This is a genomic window from Frankia torreyi (assembly GCF_000948395.1).
In the GTDB taxonomy this organism is placed as follows: Bacteria; Actinomycetota; Actinomycetes; order Frankiales; family Frankiaceae; genus Frankia; species Frankia torreyi.
In genome coordinates this window covers 1-19,817 of record NZ_JYFN01000093.1, presented here as the reverse complement: position 1 = coordinate 19,817, position 19,817 = coordinate 1, and the positions used below count along the sequence as shown (strand labels likewise).

Annotated in this window: 18 protein-coding genes and 2 pseudogenes; 7 read left to right on the top strand and 13 right to left on the bottom strand. The window is 70.6% G+C overall.

Annotation, left to right across the window (positions count from 1 at the left end):
* From FF36_RS29660 to FF36_RS39535, 3 genes and pseudogenes are all read right to left on the bottom strand, one after another.
* A pseudogene (locus FF36_RS29660) lies at positions 1-283 on the bottom strand (helix-turn-helix domain-containing protein); the annotation flags it as partial.
* Between the two features lie 83 nt (positions 284-366).
* Positions 367-909, bottom strand: a complete 543-nt coding sequence (locus FF36_RS29655) for a VOC family protein (RefSeq protein WP_242422985.1) — start codon at positions 907-909, stop codon at positions 367-369.
* Between the two features lie 249 nt (positions 910-1,158).
* On the bottom strand, positions 1,159-1,515 hold the full coding sequence (locus FF36_RS39535) for a hypothetical protein (protein WP_242422984.1): 357 nt from the start codon (positions 1,513-1,515) through the stop codon (positions 1,159-1,161).
* Here FF36_RS39535 and FF36_RS39530 point away from each other — a divergent pair.
* From FF36_RS39530 to FF36_RS29640, 3 genes are all read left to right on the top strand, one after another.
* The gene (locus FF36_RS39530; protein WP_236706167.1) at positions 1,502-1,702 is read left to right on the top strand and encodes a plastocyanin/azurin family copper-binding protein; all 201 of its coding nucleotides are present in this window, start codon (positions 1,502-1,504) and stop codon (positions 1,700-1,702) included. The genes FF36_RS39535 and FF36_RS39530 overlap by 14 nt on opposite strands.
* Positions 1,703-1,806: 104 nt before the next feature.
* A complete protein-coding gene (locus FF36_RS29645) occupies positions 1,807-2,721 on the top strand; it encodes a metallophosphoesterase family protein (RefSeq protein WP_044888508.1) in 915 nt (304 codons plus the stop codon).
* Positions 2,718-3,254 (top strand): hypothetical protein, encoded by a 537-nt coding sequence (locus FF36_RS29640; RefSeq protein ID WP_236706166.1) that lies wholly within the window; start codon positions 2,718-2,720, stop codon positions 3,252-3,254. Before FF36_RS29645 ends, FF36_RS29640 begins: the two co-directional genes overlap by 4 nt.
* Before the next feature lie 37 nt (positions 3,255-3,291).
* On the opposite strand, the gene FF36_RS35715 is transcribed toward FF36_RS29640, so the two are convergent.
* From FF36_RS35715 to FF36_RS29615, 6 genes are all read right to left on the bottom strand, one after another.
* Entirely contained in the window at positions 3,292-3,450 is a 159-nt protein-coding gene (locus FF36_RS35715) for a hypothetical protein (RefSeq protein ID WP_157867014.1), read from the bottom strand.
* 14 nt (positions 3,451-3,464) lie between these two features.
* On the bottom strand, positions 3,465-4,421 hold the full coding sequence (locus FF36_RS29635; RefSeq protein WP_236706165.1) for a hypothetical protein: 957 nt from the start codon (positions 4,419-4,421) through the stop codon (positions 3,465-3,467).
* A gap of 37 nt (positions 4,422-4,458) precedes the next feature.
* Positions 4,459-5,931: an aldehyde dehydrogenase family protein gene (locus tag FF36_RS29630; RefSeq protein ID WP_044888507.1), complete on the bottom strand. Its 1,473-nt coding sequence runs from the start codon at positions 5,929-5,931 to the stop codon at positions 4,459-4,461.
* Between the two features lie 71 nt (positions 5,932-6,002).
* Positions 6,003-6,644: a cytochrome P450 gene (locus tag FF36_RS39525; protein WP_242419857.1), complete on the bottom strand. Its 642-nt coding sequence runs from the start codon at positions 6,642-6,644 to the stop codon at positions 6,003-6,005.
* A 616-nt stretch (positions 6,645-7,260) separates the two neighbouring features.
* Positions 7,261-8,718, bottom strand: coding sequence for a phosphotransferase family protein (locus tag FF36_RS29620; protein ID WP_044888514.1), 1,458 nt, complete (start codon positions 8,716-8,718; stop codon positions 7,261-7,263).
* Positions 8,715-9,665, bottom strand: a complete 951-nt coding sequence (locus tag FF36_RS29615) for a DUF7065 domain-containing protein (protein ID WP_044888506.1) — start codon at positions 9,663-9,665, stop codon at positions 8,715-8,717. The genes FF36_RS29620 and FF36_RS29615 overlap by 4 nt, the downstream gene beginning before the upstream one ends.
* Before the next feature lie 162 nt (positions 9,666-9,827).
* Here FF36_RS29615 and FF36_RS29610 point away from each other — a divergent pair, with 162 nt between their 5' ends.
* Positions 9,828-10,724, top strand: a complete 897-nt coding sequence (locus FF36_RS29610) for a LysR family transcriptional regulator (protein WP_044888505.1) — start codon at positions 9,828-9,830, stop codon at positions 10,722-10,724.
* On the opposite strand, the gene FF36_RS29605 is transcribed toward FF36_RS29610, so the two are convergent.
* From FF36_RS29605 to FF36_RS29595, 4 genes are all read right to left on the bottom strand, one after another.
* Positions 10,714-11,544, bottom strand: coding sequence for a glycosyltransferase (locus FF36_RS29605; protein WP_236706163.1), 831 nt, complete (start codon positions 11,542-11,544; stop codon positions 10,714-10,716). The two genes, FF36_RS29610 and FF36_RS29605, sit on opposite strands and share 11 nt — an antisense overlap.
* Positions 11,545-11,767: 223 nt before the next feature.
* Positions 11,768-11,896 (bottom strand): hypothetical protein, encoded by a 129-nt coding sequence (locus tag FF36_RS40240; protein WP_255355969.1) that lies wholly within the window; start codon positions 11,894-11,896, stop codon positions 11,768-11,770.
* Positions 11,897-11,945: 49 nt separating this feature from the next.
* Positions 11,946-12,209: a hypothetical protein gene (locus tag FF36_RS29600; RefSeq protein ID WP_044888504.1), complete on the bottom strand. Its 264-nt coding sequence runs from the start codon at positions 12,207-12,209 to the stop codon at positions 11,946-11,948.
* Between the two features lie 137 nt (positions 12,210-12,346).
* Positions 12,347-14,272 (bottom strand): M13 family metallopeptidase, encoded by a 1,926-nt coding sequence (locus tag FF36_RS29595; RefSeq protein ID WP_199865548.1) that lies wholly within the window; start codon positions 14,270-14,272, stop codon positions 12,347-12,349.
* 759 nt (positions 14,273-15,031) lie between these two features.
* On the opposite strand from FF36_RS29595, the gene FF36_RS29590 reads away from it, so the two are divergent.
* The 3 genes and pseudogenes from FF36_RS29590 to FF36_RS35165 all read left to right on the top strand — a co-directional run.
* Positions 15,032-17,728, top strand: coding sequence for an alpha/beta fold hydrolase (locus FF36_RS29590; RefSeq protein ID WP_242422982.1), 2,697 nt, complete (start codon positions 15,032-15,034; stop codon positions 17,726-17,728).
* A 96-nt stretch (positions 17,729-17,824) separates the two neighbouring features.
* Positions 17,825-19,054 carry an alpha-hydroxy acid oxidase gene (locus FF36_RS29585; protein ID WP_044888512.1) on the top strand — a complete coding sequence of 410 codons (1,230 nt, stop codon included), beginning with the start codon at positions 17,825-17,827 and terminating at the stop codon, positions 19,052-19,054.
* Positions 19,055-19,590: 536 nt separating this feature from the next.
* Positions 19,591-19,817 (top strand): annotated as a pseudogene (locus tag FF36_RS35165) (hypothetical protein); the annotation flags it as partial.

Genomic DNA, 19,817 nt, shown 5'->3' with positions numbered 1-19,817 from the left:
GCACCGGGGGCTGTTCCCGCTGCCTGCGCCCGACCGTGGCCCAGATGTCGCCGCTGGTCTCGGCGAACCGCTTGGCGACCAGCCGCAGCGTCTCACCCGAGACACCCAGCCGTGCCGCGATCACCTCGACAGGATCAACCTCGCCGGTCGAGGTGTCCAACGCGAGCAGCACCTGCGCCCGCCTGATCATCGAGGCCGGATGCACACCCGTGGTGGTGACCCGAACCAACGCTTCACGATCGGCCGCGGTCAAGGTGACCGGCCGCTTCTTCTGTGACGGCATGACTTGTCCTGACCGGCAGAGGGGACGAGGAAGATCTGCCAACACCAGCCTGCCACACCCCAGAACTAAACAGCGACGGTCTACTAGATATCCCCGGTCAAGATCCGCTCTGCCGGACTGCGCTCCACGCAGAACTCGTTCCCTTCAACGTCGATCATAACGACCCAGCCCGTACCGTCCGGCTTGCGGAAGTCCGTGACAAGCTTGGCGCCCAGGCCCAACAGCCGCTCGACTTCTTCATCCCGAGATCGGTCCTGTGGCTGAAGATCCAGGTGCAGCCGGTTCTTGACCTTCTTGCCCTCGGGTACGGCGAGGAACAGCAGGCCTGGCCCGCCGCCCTCTCCGGTGCTCACGAGTACCTCCGGGACCTCGGGCCGGTCGTCCTCGTAGAGGACCCCGCCCAGGACCTCTGCCCAAAAGGACCCAAGAGCGTAGGCATCGGCGCAGTCGAACTCGATATTGCGTATGAGTGAAGTCACGGTGTCACTATCGGCTGTCGGTGACGAGCGTGGCGTGTAACGCCCTGACTCGCAACTCGGCTGGCAGGCCGGCCCGCAGATCACCGTCCCGAAGGTCGGCCGCGAGGTTCCCACGCACGAGGTGGCCGCAGTGCACTTCGTCGACATGCTGGTGCACCGCTGGGACCTCGCCCGGGCGCTGGGCCGCCCGTACGCCGCGCCGGACGAGCTCACTCGTGTCCTGAACCCCTGCGGCGGGTCGGCCGCGCGGCTCGCCCCGGACGACCGACTGCTACCGGGTGATCGCCCGGGCCGTGTAACCACCCCGGCTATTGATGACCGCGATGACAGACGCGGTCCACGAGCCGAACACGGTGGACCCACGGCACTGGCCCGGAGGACGGGCCGGAAAGGCAGCTATCCGATGTGGTGTTCTTCTGTGCTGCGCCGACCGCGGCGGCTGTTCGCGGTCGCCGTTCTGGCGGTGGCGTTTCCCGGTCTTGCGGCCTGCGGCAGCGGGTCGGGCGGGGCGGCGTCGGCCGCGGCGCCTGCGTACGCTCCCGCCGCGACCCCGACGGCGACGTCGGGGGCCGGGGCGGGCGGTGGCACGACGCCGCCCTCGACGCCGGCCCCGATGCCGGGCATGTCCGGGATGGCGACGGGTGCGCCGGGCGCGGGTGGTGCGACGGCGGCCGGAAAGCCGGTGTCGGCGACCAGGGTGGCGATCCAGAACTTCGCGTTCTCGCCGGCGACCGTCACGGTGAAGGCTGGCACGACGGTCACCTGGACGAACCAGGACTCCGATCCGCACACGGTCACCGCGAAAAGCGGGGCGGGCCCGGACTCACCGACCCTCGACCAGGGGGCGACCTACCAGTACACGTTCACCAAGGCCGGTCAGTACGCCTACCTGTGCACCATCCACCCGTTCATGCTCGGCACCGTGGTGGTGACCCCGTGAGCGCCGGCGACGGGCGTGACCCCCGTGGCGCCCGGCCCGGTGAGGCGGATCGGCCGGGTGGGGCGGGTCGGCCGGGTGGGGCGGGTCGGCCGGGGCCGGGTGGCATGAGCCGGCGGCAGCTGGCCCGCCACGGCGCGTGGTTCGGCGCGGCGGTGGCACTCAGCGTCGTCGGCGGCGAGGTGATCAGCTCGGTCGTCGGCGGGACGACGTCGGCCGCCGCGGCGGCCGACGACACCGCCACACTGCGGTTCGTCCAGGTCAGCGACAGCCACCTGGGCTTCACCGGAACGGCGAACCCCGACGTCACCGGCTCGTTCGCCCACGCGATCGACCAGGTCAACGCGCTGCCCTACCGGCCGGACTTCGTCATGCACACCGGTGATCTCACCCACCTGTCCACCGCCGCCCAGTTCGACCAGGTCAAGCAGATGCTCGGCGGTGTGCGCGCCGGCAGCGTGCACACCGTGCCGGGGGAGCACGACGCGATCCACGACCACGGCCGGGGCTATCTGTCGACCTTCGGCGCCGGTTCCGCCGGTGACGGCTGGTACAGCTTCGACCTCAAGGGCGTCCACGTCCTCGCACTGGTCAACACCCTGAGCCTGGAGAAGCTCGGTCATCTCGGCCCGGACCAGCTCGACTTCGTCCGCAGGGATGTCGCCGGCCTGTCCAGCGACACACCGATCCTCGTCTTCTCCCACATCCCGCTGTTCGCCATGTACCCGGAGTGGGGCTGGGGGACCGACGACGCCGCGCAGGCCCTGAGTCACCTGCGACGGTTCTCCTCGGTGACCTGCCTCAACGGCCACGTCCACCAGCTGTTCACGAAAACCGAGGGCACCGTGACCTTCCACAGCGCCACGACGACCGCCTACCCCCTGCCCCGGCCCGGGGTCGGCCCGGCACCGACGCCGCAGACCCTGCCCGCCGGCCGGCTGCGGGCCGCGCTCGGCATCCGCGAGGTCAGCCACGTCCAGGGCCAGACCACCCTGGCGATCAAGGACAGTGTGCTCTCGTGAGCGCGTCGGAGATGGAGACGGAGGCGGGGACGGGGGCGGAGACGGAGACGCTCTCGGCGCCGGGCGGGCCCGGCGCGCCGGGATCGGCCCCGGCCGGGCCGGCGCAGATCGTCGGGGGAGCGACGAAGGTCGTCGTGGCCACCCTGCTGGCCTGGAGCGGCTACATCCACTACGACCTGTACGCCAACCACGGCTACCGCCACATCCACACCATCGGCCCCGCGTTCCTCGTCCAGGCCGGGGGTTCGTTCGCCGTCGCGTTCCTGCTCGTGGTCAGCGTGGCGCTACCCGGGTCGGTCCTGCTGTCCGTCCTGGCCGCGGGCCTGTCCGGGGGCGCGCTGGTCGGCTTCGTGCTGTCTCGGACGACCGGCGTCGCCGGGTTCGAGGAGCACGGATTCACGCCCTCCCCGGACGCCGCGATCAGCGTCGCCGTCGAGATCGGGGTCCTGGTGGTCCTCGCCGCGGTGGCCGTGGTGGCCGCGGTGAGTCGACCGTCCGGCCCCGCCCGGACGGACCGGCTCACCGGACATTGACCACGGTCGCCTGCCAGCGCGGGCGGCGCGTTCCCGCTCAGGTCAGCAGATAGACCAGGACGAACAGCGCCGCCGTCAGGCCCATGCACCAGGCGAAGACCCACGCGGACTCTCGCCGCAGGGCCGCGCCGTCCGCGGGCGGCAGCATTTTCGCCTGGATCCCGAGCGGATCGTCGTCGGGCGCGCCCGTGCTCATCAAATCCTCCTCGGCTAGGGAACGTAGACGCTGTCGTGGCCGGTCAGCGCGCGCATCGCGACCAGCGGCAGGACGAGCATGACGAAGAAGGTGACCTGGAAGACCACGAACCACGCGCCGAAGCGGGCGAGTTCGAACTTCCACCTCGGTATGGTGACGTCGAAGTCGAGCCAGGCGTCGTATTCCTGCCGTCGATCGAGCCGCCGCTGACTGGTGAGTTGCCGGGGTTGCCGGACAAGCACGGCAGCGTCACCCGGGCCGCCCGCCGTCAGCGGCGTGCCGGGGTCGGATGTCGGCGTCTCGGGTTCGCCACGTCGTGGAGTGGTGAAGCGTTCCAGCCCGAAGAAGCGTTCGAAATAGTTGAGCGCGCGGACCGGCGGCTTGCCGGCCCAGTAGGCGATCAGGTTCGGCCAGAACGACATCAGCCCGATCGTCCACAGCACGGTGAACTTGCCGCCGTTGCCGAACTCGATGTGCGGACCGAACCCCGGGTCGTAGACCCACCATCCCATCGCGGCGGCCAGGCTTTCGACGAGGAAGTCCCACGTGTAGTTCACCGGTATCGCGAGTACGGCGATGGCCTGCAGCAGGCTCCACCCGAAACGCCGCACGAGGAACTGGCCGATGCGCAGCACGATGAAGGCATGCACCGTCCAGTAGCACGCGTAGGCGAAGGGCATGAACAGCGGATCGTGCGGCGTCTTGATCGGCAGCCAGTCGAGCAGATGATGCTGGGCGAAGGCAGGGCTGTAGACGAGCTGCTGACCCCAGTCGCCGACGGTCTCCATCCAGTAGACCAGCATGCTGTTCGTCAGAAACAGGAAACCCCACGTCAGACGCCGCCGCCGGATGGTGTCGGCGACAGCCAGGACGATGATCAGTCCGCCGAGGAACGGGATCACCCAGTTGAAGACCCACACGCCGCTGGGATCGACCAGCGCCGGCGGGACCGGCGGTTCGGCGGCAGCCACGATGCTTTCCTCTCCGCTTGTCGGGGCCGCGGCGGGGTCAGCCGCGCGCCACGCCCCAGACGACCGACTTCGTCTGGAGGAACTCGTCGAGTCCGTGCTCGCCCCATTCGCGGCCCAGTCCGCTCTGCTTGTAGCCGCCGAAGGCGGTGTGCGGGCTGAGGCCACCGCCGCCGCCGTTGATCGTGACAAATCCGACGCGGAGCTGTTTGGCGAGGTCGTACGCGCGGATCGGATCCTTCGCCCAGGCGGCCGCGGCGAGCCCGTACGGACTGTCGTTGGCGATCCGGACGGCGTGGGCATCGTCGTCGAACGGGATGATCACACCGACGGGGCCGAAGAACTCCGTGCGCGCGATGGTCATGGCGTTGTCGACCCCGGTGAACAGCGTCGGCTCGACGAAGTACCCCCGGTCGAGCCCGGCCGGCCGGCCACCGCCGAAGACGATCCGGGCGCCCTCCTTCTCGCCGGTGCGGATGAGCTCCTCCACCTTGGCCCGCTGCGCCTCGCTGATGAGCGGGCCCATGGCGGTGTCGGCCTCGACGGGGTTGCCGACCTTGACCTGGGCCAGCGCGGCGGTGACCTTCTCGACGAGTTCGTCGTGCCGGGAGCGGTGCACGAGGGTGCGGGTGAGCAGGGAGCAGCCCTGCCCGGCGTGCAGGGTGATGCCGGCCAGCACGTCGGCGAGCGCGAAGTCGAGGTCGGCGTCGTCGCAGATGATGTTCGCCGACTTGCCGCCGAGCTCCAGCACGACCTTCTTCAGGGTGGGCGCGGCCTGGCTGTAGACCAGCCGGCCGACGCTGTCCGAGCCGGTGAAGCTGACGAGGTCGACCATCGGGTTGCTGGTCAGTTCCTGACCGGCTTCGACGTCGCCGGTGACGACGTTGAGCACGCCGGGAGGAAGCCCGGCCTCCTCGGCGATCTCGGCGATCAGGAAGGACTCGAGCGGGGTCGTGGGAGCGGGCTTCAGCACGACGGTGCACCCGGCGGCGAGGGCGGGCGCAAGCTTCATCATGCTGAGGAAGAACGGGAAGTTGTAGGCGGAGATGAGCCCGACGACGCCGAACGGCTCGCGGCGCAGGACGCCCTGACCGATTCCGGCGCCGACGAACGGCAGGAGCGGCTTCTCCCAGGCGAACGACGGCATCACCCGCTCGGCCATGTCGCGCAGGTGCGCGACCGGGATGCCCACCTGGATGGATTCGGCGAGCCAGCGGACCGACCCCGCCTCGACGATGTTCAGGTCGACGATCTCGGCCAGTCGCCGTTCCATCACCGACGCCATGCGCAGCATGATCCGGGCGCGCTCCCCGGGTGTCATCCGCGGCCAGGGCCCGTCGTCGAAGGCCCGCCGGGCGGCCTCGATGGCCCGTGCCACGTCGGCGCGGGTCGCCTGCGGCACCCGGCCGATGACCTCCTCGGTCGCCGGATTCAGGACCTCGAGCTGCGCTACGCCCTCACCGTCGGACCACGTCCCGTCGATGTAGAGCCGGTAGGAGAAGTCGGTGGCCATGGTTCTCCCTTTCAACGATCGGTGCCGCGAATGCGGCGGGCCTGGTTGACCGCCTCGTTGCCGAGCCGGCGTCAGACGGCCCACCGCAGGGGCAGGGACTCCAGGCCCCACACCCCGCCGCCGTGCTCGAGGGGAATCTCGGCGAGCTCGTAGTCGGGAATGAGACGGTGCCATTCCTGTACCAGCACGGCGAGTTCCTGGCGAGCCAGGTGGGAACCGAGGCAGCGGTGGGGGCCGCCACCGAAGGAAAGATGACGGACCGTCGTGCGATCGAGATCGACCCGCCTGGCGTCGGGATAGGCCTGCTCGTCCCGGCCGGCCGCGGAGAGTGGGAAGGCCGCCATGTCCCCCTTCCTGATCGGGCAGCCGTGGAACTCCGCGTCCCGGGTGGCCTTGCGGGCCGTCTGCACGATCGGATATGCCCGGAGCAGTTCCTCCACGGCGTGGGGGATCAGCTCGGGCTCGGCGACGATCCGGGCCCGGTCCTGCGGGTGCGTGGCCAGGTGCAGCAGGATGTAGGAGGACTGGCCGGCGACGGTGTCGAGGCCGGCCATGAACAGCAGCAGCAGGCAGTTGAGCACGTCGGCGTCGGTCACCGGCTCCCCGTCGATCTCCCAGGAGATCGCGGCGCTGACGACGTCCTGGGCATCGGGATCGGGGTTCGCCCGCCGCTCGGCGACGAGGCCGGCGAAGTAGGTCTGGACGGCCTGCATGCCCGCGAGCCGCACCGAGCCGTCGGGATCGCTGTCGTTGTTCTCATGCAGGATCATGTGTTCCCACTGCATGAACTCGCCGAGCTGTTCCCGCGGCATCCCCATGATGTCCAGAAAGATCGTGCTGGGGAACACCTGCGCGAAGTCGCGCACGAAGTCGCACTCGCCGCGGTCACGCAGGCTCTCGATGAGCTCGACCGCGAGCCGGTGCTGGCCGGCCTTCATCGCCTTCGTCCGGCCGGGCGAGAAGTACGACCCGAGCAGATGGNGCCATTTCGTGTGCTCCGGCGGGTCAAGCATGATCGGGATCCATCGGTAAGGCGGATCCGGCTCCGTGGGGACGATCACCGAGTTCGACCAGAGGTCGGGCTGCTGGAGCCCGTCGAGGATCACGGAATGGTCCGTGAAGATCCAGTACCCGCCCGCCTCGTCGGTCCGGACAGCGGGGCGGCCGGCCGCCTGATGGTCGTCCATGCGCTGGAACAGGGTTAACGCCGGTGCGGGTGGCGGGCCGGTGACATAGTCCACGACCGGGCAGGCGTGGGCGACGGGCCCGGTCTCGGTGTCACTCTCGGTCTCAGTCATGATCACTCCGTGGTGGTTGAGGGGGGCGTTCTCAGGACACGTCGGTCAGGGGCGGCCAGGTGCGAAAGTGCAGGGCCCCGGACGCATGGCGCATCACATGGTCGTCCCGCATCACCCGGTTCCACAGGTAGCGCGTGAAATCCTCGTCGCTGACCCGCCGGACGGCGTTCGCCCGAGCGAGAGCGTCCCGCCCCGCCTGCAGTGACGAGGGGTGGTACCCGAGAAGCAGGGCGATGTCAGACTGCTCCAGCTCGTCGCGCTCCCGGCCGCAGGCGTCCAGCTCCCGCAGGTGCCGGACCATCCGTGCTATTCCCTTCAGCCACTGGGACGCCAATGGGTCGGTGATCCGTGGCGTGATCGTGCGCAGCATCGCCAGCACGTCGGCATACAGGGGCTGCCAGTCGCGTGGTTCCGCCGGCTCCGGCATGACCGGTTTGGTGAGCTCGAGACCCATGACGGCGTTCAACGCCTCCAGCCACAGCCGGCGATGGAGCTGGAGATAGAGCATGAGGTTGCCGACGTCCTGCTCGGCAGCCGGCTTCTCGGCAGCCGACTGTTCGGCGGCCCGCTGTTCGCCGTCCACCGCCGGGACGCCGGGGCCTTCGTGGGGAGTGAGGGTCGCCATCGTCGTCTCCGCGAAGACCCGGTAGTACCGGATTCGGTCGACGTCGATCGCGTGGCCGGAGAGCTTCTCGTATTCGGCGAGGCGGTCGGGCAGGTGGGTGAAGGTGTCCTGCACGGTCCGCAGCGACAACCAGGCGATGTCGTCCATCGGATCCCCGAAATGGCACAGTTCCCAGTCCAGCACGGCCGTGACCCGTCCGTCCTGGTACAGGAAATTGCCGGGCCCGGTATCGCCCTGGACCAGGACGACGGGGCCGTCGTAGTCGGGCACGTGGGCTTCCAGCCAGTCCGCCGACAGGCGGACCAGGGGGTCGATCGACCCGTCCGGGGCGGTGGCGCGCCGGCGGATCTGCGCGATGCGCTCCAGGGCATGCTCCCGCGCCGATCGCACCGGCCCGAGTCCAGGAATGTCCAGCCGGGCGGGATCGAGGCGATGGACTTTGGCCAGGCTCCTGATGAAGTCCTGCGCCACCCGGACCTGCTCGTCGGGGTCGCGGAGGCGGTAGAACCAGGTGTCTCCCGGCACCCGCTCGAGGAGGACCGCCTCTTCCACCGGATGGACCGCATACACGGCGGGAACCGCGATTCCGGCGCCGCCCAGGGCCCGAATCACCTCGGCCTCGGTGGCCAGCCGATGGAAGGCGCTGCGGGCGGGCAGCGGCTGCGGGCTGTAGCGCAGGAACAGCTTCCCGCCGGTGTCGCCGATCCCGTCCGTGTTGCCGTTGCCGTTTCTGCTGGCGTCGACGTCGATGAACCAGCCCTGGCGGGTGCCGCCGCCCGGTATCCGCGTCGCGCTCAGGACCGGATGTCCGACCGCCTTCTCCATCCATTCCAGGATGGCGGCGGGCAGGGTCAGGCTGCTCATGCGACGCTCCCGCGGCGGCGCAGCCGCCACTCGTCGATCGGCCAGACGTCCTGGTCCTCGCCGTGCAGGGTGCGGCCGTCGACAGTCCACCGCAGCGAGGTGTTGATACAGACCGTCGTACCGCCGGGAAGGATCATGCGGCTTGTGCCTTCGGCCCGGCCGACGGTGGCGCGGCCGTGTTCGTCGACGACCTCGAGATCGACGCCGGTGATCCAGCCCTGCTCCGGATCGCGGTGTACCGTGCGGCGGCCCTCGACGATCTGGGCGAGCTTGCCGTCGCGGCGGACGTAGCCGGAGTGCACGCGCTCCGGGACCGTGCCGCCCTGATGCGCCTCCGGCGACGTGTAGGTCAGCAGGCTCAGCCCGGGGGAGGCGGCCCAGGTGTAGCCGACACGCCGGTAGCCGCGCTCGGTCCGGGGTCCCCAGGAGCGGTCCCGCATGGCGTAGCAGTCGACCTCGACCCGCTCACCGTCGAGCAGCAGGTGGCCGGTGACGTGCCCGGTCTGGTCATAGTGCGAGGCCTTCGGATACGGCGGCGCCCCCCGGCGCAGCGGCACCGGCGGTTCGAGTGCGTCGAACCGCAGGTCGACCCGGCACCGGTTCCGGTCGTCATAACCGAGGCGATAGGACGTGGCGGGCTCGCGAACCTGCACCGTCATCCCGGTCGGAAACGCAAGGACGCCCGGCGACGGCTGGCTTGGCGCCTTGAGGTGCGCGAACTGCTCGTAGAACGGAATATCCCAGGGCGCGCTACCGGTGGCGTCCCAGATCCAGCAGCCGCCTGCCGTTCCCCCGGCGTTGTGCTTGACCGACGCGTAGAGCCAGGCTCCCAGCGCCCGGTCCGGCACGAAGAACGAGAACCAGAATGTCTCGGTCTCATAATAGTTGTCCGACGGAGTATGGAGGCCGTCGTCGGCGGGGGTGAAGCAGTTCGGGTCATCGTCCATACCAGCTCCCCTCGTTGCGGGACCGTCATCCGGGTATTTGATCGACCGATGCCGCAGAGACCTCGCGCGTTGGCCGGCCCCGCGAGCTTCCCGCCTGCCTCAGTCTGGGATCAAGAGTCGTCCGGTTGACGCATCGTTTCCCGTTCGGGGACGATCCTCCGCGTGGGAATCGATCACTTAGAGGTGTTTGTCGCCCTCGCCGACGAGCTGCACTTCGGACGGACCGCCGCCCGGCTGGGCCTGAGCACCTCCGGCGTCAGCAAGCGCCTGCAGGACTTCGAGGCCAGCGTCGGCATCCGGCTGTTCGCGCGCACCAGCCGCCGCGTCGCCCTCACCCCGGAGGCCAGGCCCCTGCTCGACCAGGCGCGCCTCGTCCTCGCCAGCATCGAGACCTTCCGAGCCGTCGTCGCCGACACGGTGAACGGCACCACCGGCACTGTCGGTCTTCTCCACGCCAGCAACCACTTCGACGTCGTCTCGTCGCTCGTACGGTCGCTGCGGTCCCGGCACCCCGACCTCAGGCTCGAGTACCGGGAGAAGCCGAACCAGAAGATCGCGGCGTCGGTTCTGGCCGGGCGCAGCTCCCTCGGCATGTGCTGGGGAGAGCTACCGGCGGGGCTCGACGCCTACCGCTTCGACGTCCTCATGCTCGACACGGTCTTCGTGTCCGCCGGGCATCCCCTCGCCCGCCGGTCCGCGATCGACCTCGAGGACCTCGACGGCGAGACCTTCATCCTGACCGGCCCGGATCCCGCCACCCTCTGGCAGACCGCCGGAATCACCATCACCGTCCGCCGCCCGCCCATCCACGGCCGCGACGAACTCGCCACCCGGGTCGAGACCGGCGAGGGCATCGCGCTGACCGCCTCCCGGGCGGTGCCGAGATACCGGCACCGGGCCGTCGTCGCGGTCCCGCTCGCGGACCCCGCCTCGTGGGGCCGGCTGGATCAGCTCCTGATCTGGCGAACGGGCGAGGACAGCCCCGCCGTTCGCAATGTCGTCGAGACCGCGAAGAACCTGGGCCTGTCGGGTGCACCGGCCGGCGATGTCAGCGCTTGACGAGCAGGTGCGCAGGCGGCGGGCCGAAGCGGCCATGGAGGAAGTCGTGGAGCGCGCGCAGGCGTCCTTCGAGGTGCCAGTAGGGGCCGCGCCGGGCCGGTACGACGGCGCCCGAGGCGAGGTGCCACAGCGCGATGCAGAGTCGGATGAACGCGTGGTAGCGGCCGGAGTGTTCCCGCACGAGCAGCAGGGTGTTGCGAAGCTGCAGGTAGTCGATCGCCGCGGAGGTCGAGCTGATGTGCGGGTTGGTGACCATCGCGCCGCGCACGAGTCCGGATTCCCAGCCGGCGGACCTCGCTCGCAGCGCGAGGTCCGCCTCCTCGCAGTACGCGAAGTAGCGCTCGTCGAAGATCCCGACCTCGTCGAGGCAGGCGCGGCGGGCGAACATCAGCGTGCCGTGCGGGTGGCCGGCCGGCTCCCAGCCCTCGTCGACGCTCGCGGGCGCGAGGATCCCGCCGAAGTAGGGGTCGAGGACCGGTGTCGCTCCGTCGCCGACGTCGGCACACGCCAGCCCCGCTCGTGGCTGCTGCGCCAGCACGCTCAGCATGTGACTCAGGCAGGTGGGCTCGGGCAGCGCGTCGTGCGGCGCGAGCACCACCCACTCGCCCGCGTCCTCGTCGGCGAGGAACGCCCGAAAGCCGATGTTGGCCGCCGGCCCGAATCCCAGGTTGCCGCCGGCCAGCACGACCGCGACGTCGGCGGCCTCGACCGGTGGCGGGACCGCCGATCCGTTGTCGACGATCGTGATCGCGACTGGGACGTCCTGCGCGCGGAACGCGTCGATCGTGTCGACGAGCCGCGCCGGCTGGTCACGGTGCACGATGACGACCGAAACGGGCTGGACGGTCGAAACGGGCTGGACGGTCGAAACAGGCTGGACGGCCGAAGGAGGCTGGACGGCCGAAGGCGGCCGGCCGCTCGGGAGAGGCTGCACGAACTCAGTGCTACACCAGGGGCGCCGACGAGCGTGGTACACCCGCGAGCCGGGCACGGCGACGGTCGTCCGGGGGACCGAGCGGCCGCCGCCGCGCCCGCGCTGACCGTCAGCAGGTGACGGTCAGGAGGAACGGCAGAACTGCCTTGGTGAGGTCGCTGGTGCGCGTCGCCACGAACACGCCGTTGGCCTTCCCGAGAACGCGCGCCGAGTAGCGAACGTCGGCTCGGTGGCGCACCGGCCTGCCTACGGTGCGCCGAGGCCTGATCGACCTGACCTCGTCAGGGCTACTGCCGGACGCCGAACGACTGGCGCTGCTGGCCGGCGCCGACGCCCGTCAACTGCCGCAGACGGTTCTCGACGTACTGCTCACTGTGGTTCGTCCTGTCCGCAATCCGCGCGACGAGGTCATCGATGCCGGCCGCGGCATCGAGATCCGCCGACCTGACCTGATTGAACTGGTCAAGGATGCGGTAGCGAAGCTGCTGCCAGTTCTGGCGCAACCGCTGCTCCACCTGCTGGCGCTGCTCCTGCTGCTCCTGCTGGGTCACTGGTGATCCCTTCTGGTCATTCCCCGAACGCGTGAAGGTGCGGGAGGGACGGTACCTCAGCCGGTTCGGATAGCGTCAAACCGATATCGGACTTGAATGTTAAGAGCCTTTTGTGAATCCCACGGAAGGTGGCGTCTCTACCAGATTCGGACGCGGTCGGTCGGGTCCAGCCAAAGCCCGTCGCCGGGGGTGGTATCGAAGACCTCGTGGAACTCGTCGAGGTTGCGCACGATGTTGGCACGCAGCTCCGGCGGGCTGTGCGGGTCGGTGGTGAGGTACTGCCGCTCGAGCTCGAGGCGCCGCTTGGTGCGCCACACGTAGGCCCAGTTCATGAACAGCCGGCGCCGGTCGTCGCGTGACGCCTCGCCGTTCTGGGAGATGACGAAGGCCTGGTGGGCGATGGTGAGGCCGCCGAGATCGCCGATGTTCTCGCCGACGGTCAGTGCGCCGTTCACCTTTTCGCCCGGCAGGTTGCGCGACTCGAACGCGTTGTACTGCTCCACCAGGGTCTTCGACTTCACCTCGAAGGCAGCCTTGTCGGCGGGGGTCCACCAGTCGTTGAGGTTGCCGGCGCCGTCGTACTGCGCGCCCTGGTCGTCGAAGCCGTGACCGACCTCGTGGCCGATGACCGCACCGATGCCCCCGTAGTTCTCGGCCGGGTGGGCGTCGGGGCTGAAGAACGGCTTCTGCAGGATGCCGGCCGGGAAGCAGATCTCGTTGGTGCCGGGGTTGTAGTAGGCGTTGACGGTCTGCGGGAGCATGAACCACTCGTCCCGGTCGACCGGTGAACCGATCTTGGCGAGCTGCCGGTCGGTCTCGAACGCGGCGGCGGCGCGGGCGTTGCCCATCAGGTCGTCGCGGCGGACCCGCAGGGCGGAATAGTCCCGGAACCGGTCGGGGTAGCCGATCTTCGGCCGGAACGTCTTGAGCTTGTCGTACGCCCGGAGCTTGGTCTCCTCCGTCATCCAGTCCAGCCGGGAGATCGATTCACGGTACGCCGCGAGCAGGTTCGCGACGAGGTCGTCCATCTGCGCCTTGGCGCGCGGCGGGAAATGGCGGGCGACGTACTCCCGGCCGACGGCCTCACCGATCGCGCCCTGGACGAACGCCACCGCACGCTTCCAACGGGCCCGCAGCTCGGGCGTGCCGCTGAGGGTGCGGCCGTAGAAGTCGAAATGCGTCTCGACGAACGGGTCGGGCAGGTACGACGCGGCCGAGCGCAGCACGCGGCTCACCACCCAGTCGCGCCAGCCCTCGATCGGCGTGTCGGTCAGCACCGTCGACAGGTGGGCGAAGAACGACGGCTGCCGCACGCACGCCTCCGCCAGCGTCGCGTGCGGGCCGGTGAGCTGCCCGCCGAGACCGGTGATGTAGGCGTCCCAGGCGAAGGCCGGGCAGAGCGCCGCCAGCTCCTCGGCCGTCGTCAGGTTGTAGGTCTTCTGGACGTCGCGGGTCTCGGCCCGTTCCCAGTGGCCCTTCGCGAGCAGGGTTTCCAGGTCGAGGATCCGCTGCGCGGCGCCCTCGGGGTCGGGGTGCTCGCCCAGCCCGAGCATGCGGGTCAGGTAGGCGACGTACTTCTCGCGCGTCGCGGCGAACCTGTCGTCGCGGTAGTACGACTCGTCCGGCAGGCCGAGGCCCCCCTGGCTCAGGTGGAACAGGTAGCGGTCGGAGTTGCGGTCGTCGGTGTCGACGTAGGAGCCGAACAACCCGGAGCCGCCGTCGCGCTCGAGTTCGCCGAGGAACGCGGCGAGGTCGCGGACGTCGCCCAGACCACGTGCGGCGTCCAGCAGCGACCGCACCGGGTCCAGGCCGAGGGCCTCGATCGCGTCGATATCCAGGAAGGAGTTGTAGAGGTCGGCGATCTTCCGGGCGTCCTCGCCCTGGGTGGCCGGGTCCTGCGCGGCGAGGTCGGTGATGATGTCGCGGACCTGCTGCTCGGCGGCATCGGCGAGCTGCACGAACGGGCCCCAGCTCGAGCGGTCGGACGGGATCTCCGTCTCGGCGAGCCACCGGCCGTTCACGTGGCCGAAGAGGTCGTCCTGCGGTCGGACGTCGAGGTCCATGCCCTNGCGGGCGTCGTCGAGGATGCTCACAGAACGAAAGTCTGCAACCTATCGGGTGTTCAGGGAAGGACCTCGCGCGGAACCGGCCGCCACCCGCGCCGGGCGACGACCCGGGCACGCGCAGGGGCAGGGTCTCCGTGCCGGCGGCCAGGCATGATCAGGCGATGAGCCGAGGCGCCGGCCTTCCGCCCGTCCCGGTGTCGGGCACAGGCTGGAGGATCGCTGGTTCGTCGAGTAAACGTACCGCGACATCGCCGGTCGGCGGGCCTGCCCGTACCGGGCCCGGAGGCACAGATAGACAGTGACGTGAGCGTCGTCGATATCCCGTATCCCGTTCGGTGGCAGCTCCTCGTTCGGTGGCAGTTCCTCGGTCCCGAGGGGCAGGGCCAGTCGTAAGTGCCACCAGTTTCGTGTGAACTCCGCCACCGGCACCGACGGACTGGCGGCGGGAAGTCGCGGTGGCGCTTCGTGGCGGGCCGAATCGCAAGAGCGGGGGCGCGCAGCAACCACGCATTAACGTTAATGACTACTACGGAGGTGGGTGGCAGGTCGCAAAGTCGTTCGTGTTGAATCTGAACCGATCGGAGCACGCGGTCACGGCTCCCATACCAATGCCTGCCCGGGAGGCGCCATGACAATACCGTCCGTCCAAGGGCCACCGACCTGGCTGACATGAGGAAAGGCCAGATCGCTCAGTCGGGGCCGGCGTCGGGGCCGGCGTCGGGGCCGGCGTCGGGGCCGGTACCGGTGCCGGCGTCAGTGGCGGTGCCGCTGCCGGCACCGCCGCCGCTGCGTCCCGACGACCGGTTCGGGAACGTCGTCGGCCGGATCCGCGCCGTCGCCGAGGTCTGCCGCGACGTCGTGGCGGTCCGCGATGCACACTGTGCCGTCACCTTCGCCGAACTCGTCGCCTGGGTGGACGTCGTCGCCGACCGCATCCTGCGGGAGCCGGCCGCGGCCGACCCGGACACGCCCGTCGCGGTGCTGTTGCCCCACGACGCGAGCGGGATCGCCGCCGTCCTGGGCGTCATCGCGAGTGGCCGGCCCTGTGTGCCCCTCGACGGCCTCACTCCCCCCGACCGCCTGGCTCAGGTCGTGGGCCTGGCCGGGGCCCCGGTCTGCGTCACCGGGCCGGCCGGCTCCGCCGAGCAGCGGACCGCCGCCGCGCTGCCGGGGATCGTGGCGACGGTCGACGTCGGCGACGAGCGCGTCGCAGACTGGTCCCCGGCGCTGGCCGACCGGGTGGCGTCGACCGCGCCGTGCCGGGCCGACACCGATCCGGCCGTGCTCATCTTCACCTCCGGGTCGACCGGGGTGCCGAAGGGCGTCGTGTGGCACCACCGCGCCCTGCTGGGTATCCACTACGCCATCCAGGTCCGGGACGTGATGCGGCCGGTGCCGGGCGACCCGCTGCCGCTGTTGCTGCCCTACTCGTTCATCTCGGGGATGAACCGGTTGCTCGGTGGCCTGGTCTTCGGCGCCACCCTCGAGATGTACGACCCGCGGGTCCGCGGCGTGCGCGACCTGGCCGACTGGCTGCGCACCACCCGGCCGGCCGGCATCGTGGCCACGCCGGCGCTGATCCGGACCGTGTTCGGCTGCCTCGAGCCGGACGAGGTGCTCGGCGACCTCCGTTTCGTCATGTCGGTCGGCGAGGCGATCTACGCCCGCGACGTCGCGTTGACCCGCCGCCACCTGCCGACGACCGCGGCGTTCCTGGTCTCCTACGGGGCCTCGGAGCTCGGCACGGCGACCTGCGCCCCGATCTGGTCGGACGAGGACCTGCCCGACGGCGTGATGCCGGCCGGGCGGCCGGTGGTCGACGTCGCGGTGCGGGTGGTCTCGCCGGACGGCGTCGAGATGCCACCCGGGGAGACCGGTGAGATCGTCGTCGCGGGCCACTTCATCACGGGGGGCTACTGGCGGGCGCCGGAGGTGAGCGCCGCGCGGTTCGGTGTCGGGCCGGACGGCACGCCCACCTACCGCACCGGGGACCTCGGGCGCATCGACGCCGACGGCCAGCTCCGGGTCGTCGGCCGCAACGACGCGGCCGTGAAGATCCGCGGGTACCTCGTCGAGCCGATCGAGATCGAGTCCGCCCTGCTCGCGAGTTCGGACGTGCTCGAGGCCGTCGTCGTGGCCGACAAGACCACGGAGCGCACCCGCCTGGTCGCCTACGTCGTGCCCGCGACCGGCGCCCGGGTCTCGCCCGCCTCGATCCGGCGCCTGCTGCGGGCCAAGCTGCCGTCCTACATGGTGCCGGCCGTCGTCATGCTGGTCACCGCGCTGCCAAGGACCGACCGCAGCAAGGTCGACCGGCTGAACCTGCCCGCCGCCCCCGCCGGCCCGAAACCCGACCAGAACCCGCCCCGCGACCAGTGGGAAGAGGCCGTCGCCGGCGTGTGGGCCGCCGCCCTGCACCTCGACGACGTCGGGATCCACGACGACTTCGTCGAACTCGGCGGCGACTCCCTCATCGCCGAGGAGCTGCTCACCAGGGTCGCCGACGAACTCGGCGTCGACCTGCCCACCTCCACCGTCGCCGACGCCCCCACCGTCGCCGAGTTCACCGTCCGCCTGCGCAATGTCGGTACCGACGTCCTGCGTCACCCCACCGTCGTCCCGCTGCGCACCACCGGCGACGGCCAGCCCCTGTTCTGCTTCTGCGGCGCCGGCGGCCTGGCCATCGGCATGCTCGGCTTCGCCCGCCACTTCGACGGCGAGCGTCCCGTCTACGGCATCCAGGCCCACGGCCTCGAATACCGCGGCCTGCCCGACTGGTCCATCCATGCCGCCGCCCGCCGCCACGCCCGCACCCTGCGCCTGCTCCAACCCGCCGGCCCCTACCACCTCGTCGGCCACTCCTTCGGCGGGCTCGTCGCCTTCGAGACCGCACGACTGCTCACCGAGGCCGGCGGGCACGTCGAACTGCTGATCCTCATCGACAGCTTCCCGCCCGACACGTCCGCCGGCGTCTTCGCGGGCGGGGTGCTGCCCTCCGCGCTGCCGGGGAGCCCGACCACGGCCTCGCCTCCGGCCGGAGGCTCGGCGGACCAGGCGGGGGGACCGGCCACGGGCCCGGCGCGCGCCGCGGGGGCAGCCGCCCGGGAGGCCGCCCGGGCCCTGCTCAGCCGGGCCTGGCGCGCGGCCCAGCTTCCGTTGGCCGGCGTCGTCCAGTTCAAGGGCATGAACCAGTACGACGTCTTCTACGACCAGTCCCGGGTGCTCACCAGGCTGTACCGACCCAGGCCCTGGAACGGCCGGGCGCTGGTCTACACGGCGACCGCCTCGCCCGCGCACCGGCGGGATGTCTGGCGCCCGCTGCTGACCGGCGAGGCGACCTACCGCACCGTGGGCGGCGACCACGACACCGTGCTGCGCGAACCCGTCGTCAGTGAGATCGCGGCCGACATTCGGGCGGTCCTCGCCGGTCGCACCAACGCCCCCGGGGCGTGACCGGCTGCCGGGTCGGTGCTCCTGGCGTGACGGAACAATCCCGGCGGCCGGGAGGACGCGCTCCCGCGACCCGCCGACAGCGAAAGGTTCGTGTTTGTGAGGGTGCAGGACGCAGTCAATGTCGAGGACGTCCGGAAGCTGGCGCGCCGCCGGCTTCCCCGGGTGGTCTTCGACGCCCTGGCAGGCGGAGCCGGCGACGAGGTGTCGCTGCGGCGTAACCGCACGGCGTTCGACCGCATCGAGTTCCGCCCGCGGCCGCTCGCCGACGTCGCCACGCGGGACCTCTCGACGACCGTGTTCGGCGAGCGGCTGTCGATGCCGATCATGCTGGCGCCGACGGGTGCGGGTCGCCTCGCCCGATCGTCCGCGGAGATCGCCGTGGCGAGGGCCGCGGCGCGGGCGAACGTCGTGTACATGCAGAGCACCGTGGCGGCCTTCCCGCTGGAGGACGTCGCCGCGCACTCGACCGGCACCCTGTGGTACCAGCTCTACCTGCCCCCCGACCGCAGCGAGGTCGGGGACCTCCTCCGGCGGATCGCGGCGGCCGGTTACCGGGCACTGGCCATCACCATCGACACGCCGGTCCTGGGCAACCGGGAGCGCGACACGCGCAACCGGCTCATGAGTCGGCCGCCGCATCCCAGGACGGTGCTGCAGGGGGCCGGCAAGCCGGCGTGGGCGGCCGACTTCGTCCGCGGCAAGGTCGACTACCTGCGCGGCCAGCTCGGCGCCGGCCGTCCCGGCGATCCCGCCAGTTCCGCCAGTCCGGCCAGTCCGGCCAGTCCGGCCAATCCGGTCCCGCTGAGCCTCGACCAGACCCGGGCGACGATCGCGTCGTCGTCGGACTGTGTCACCTGGGCGGACGTCGAGCGGATCCGGTCGTTGTGGGAGGGCCCGTTGCTCCTCAAGGGCCTGATGCGCTCCGACGAGTGCGACCGGTTCGTCGAGCTGGGCGTCGACGGTGTCGTGGTCTCGAACCACGGCGGACGGCAGCTCGACGGCGTCCCCGCGACCATCGACATCCTGCCGGAGGTGGTCGACGCGGCGGCGGGCAGGCTCGCGGTGTTCCTCGACGGAGGCGTCCGGCGCGGCAACGACGTGGCCAAGGCGCTGGCCCTCGGCGCCGCGGGTGTCTTCGTGGGCCGGCCCTACCTGTACGGGCTCGCCGCGGGCGGTGAGGCCGGTGTCCTTCGGGTGATCGAGCTGCTGCGCGCGGAGTTCGACCGCGCGATGGCCCTGCTCGGCGCCGCGACCGTGGCGGACCTCGACCGCAGCCTCGTCTCGGGCGCACGCATCCCCGCCACCCGGTCACCGTCGACGCCGTAGGCCGGGCCTGTTCCACCGGGTGGCCGTCCCAGTCTGGGCGTGGCACCTCGACCCCATCGACACCGCCTTCGTGTCGCGATCCCTTGGGCGCAGAGCCTGGGACGTCCGCTTCCTGGCCGGCTTTCACGCTACGTGACGTCGTGGTGTGGCTGCGACTGGGCGCTGTAGGGGCGACGGCTCGCGGTTCGGGGCGGATGCGTGGGAGAGCCGCCACCGTGGTTCTTCTGTACGGTTCGGCGTCCGATTTGTGCATACAGAGCAACCACGTGGCTCCGTTCCCACGCACACCTCTCGCGGGGTGGTGCCGGCGAACCATCCGGCGGCGAGGCGAGCGCCGTCTGACATCACGGGCCGTCACCGACCGCCCTCTCTCCCAGCGAGAGTGGCGGCCGGTAAGACGGTCAGCCGCCCCTCCCTATCTGTCAGCATGAGATGAGCCAGGCGGCGGCTATCATCTTGTGACCTGGGCGGGTAGGGAGAGGAAGATCGTGACGATGGCGGTGCCGGCTGGGCGTGGCCTGGTCGATGATGTCCGTGTGGACGGACGTGAGGACGCGGGCCGGCGGCCGGACCCGGAGGTCGAGCCGAAGGCGCGGCGGCGGTCGTTCTCAGCGGCGTACAAGCTGCGGATCCTGAACGAGTACGAGGCGGCCCCGGACGGGCAGAAGGGTGCAATTCTGCGCCGGGAGAGTCTGTACTCGGCGCATATCGTGGAGTGGCGTAAGGCCCGTGAGGCGGGTGCGCTGGCGGGCCTGTCGAAACC

Bases quoted from the DNA above. Each gene is read 5' to 3' on its own strand.
- FF36_RS29655 (WP_242422985.1), bottom strand. From the start codon at position 909: ATGTCGACGAAGTGCACTGCGGCCACCTCGTGCGTGGGAACCTCGCGG.
- FF36_RS29645 (WP_044888508.1), top strand. From the start codon at position 1,807: ATGAGCCGGCGGCAGCTGGCCCGCCACGGCGCGTGGTTCGGCGCGGCG.
- FF36_RS35715 (WP_157867014.1), bottom strand. From the start codon at position 3,450: ATGAGCACGGGCGCGCCCGACGACGATCCGCTCGGGATCCAGGCGAAA.
- FF36_RS29630 (WP_044888507.1), bottom strand. From the start codon at position 5,931: ATGGCCACCGACTTCTCCTACCGGCTCTACATCGACGGGACGTGGTCC.
- FF36_RS39525 (WP_242419857.1), bottom strand. From the start codon at position 6,644: ATGCAGGCCGTCCAGACCTACTTCGCCGGCCTCGTCGCCGAGCGGCGG.
- FF36_RS29620 (WP_044888514.1), bottom strand. From the start codon at position 8,718: ATGAGCAGCCTGACCCTGCCCGCCGCCATCCTGGAATGGATGGAGAAG.
- FF36_RS29615 (WP_044888506.1), bottom strand. From the start codon at position 9,665: ATGGACGATGACCCGAACTGCTTCACCCCCGCCGACGACGGCCTCCAT.
- FF36_RS29595 (WP_199865548.1), bottom strand. From the start codon at position 14,272: ATGGACCTCGACGTCCGACCGCAGGACGACCTCTTCGGCCACGTGAAC.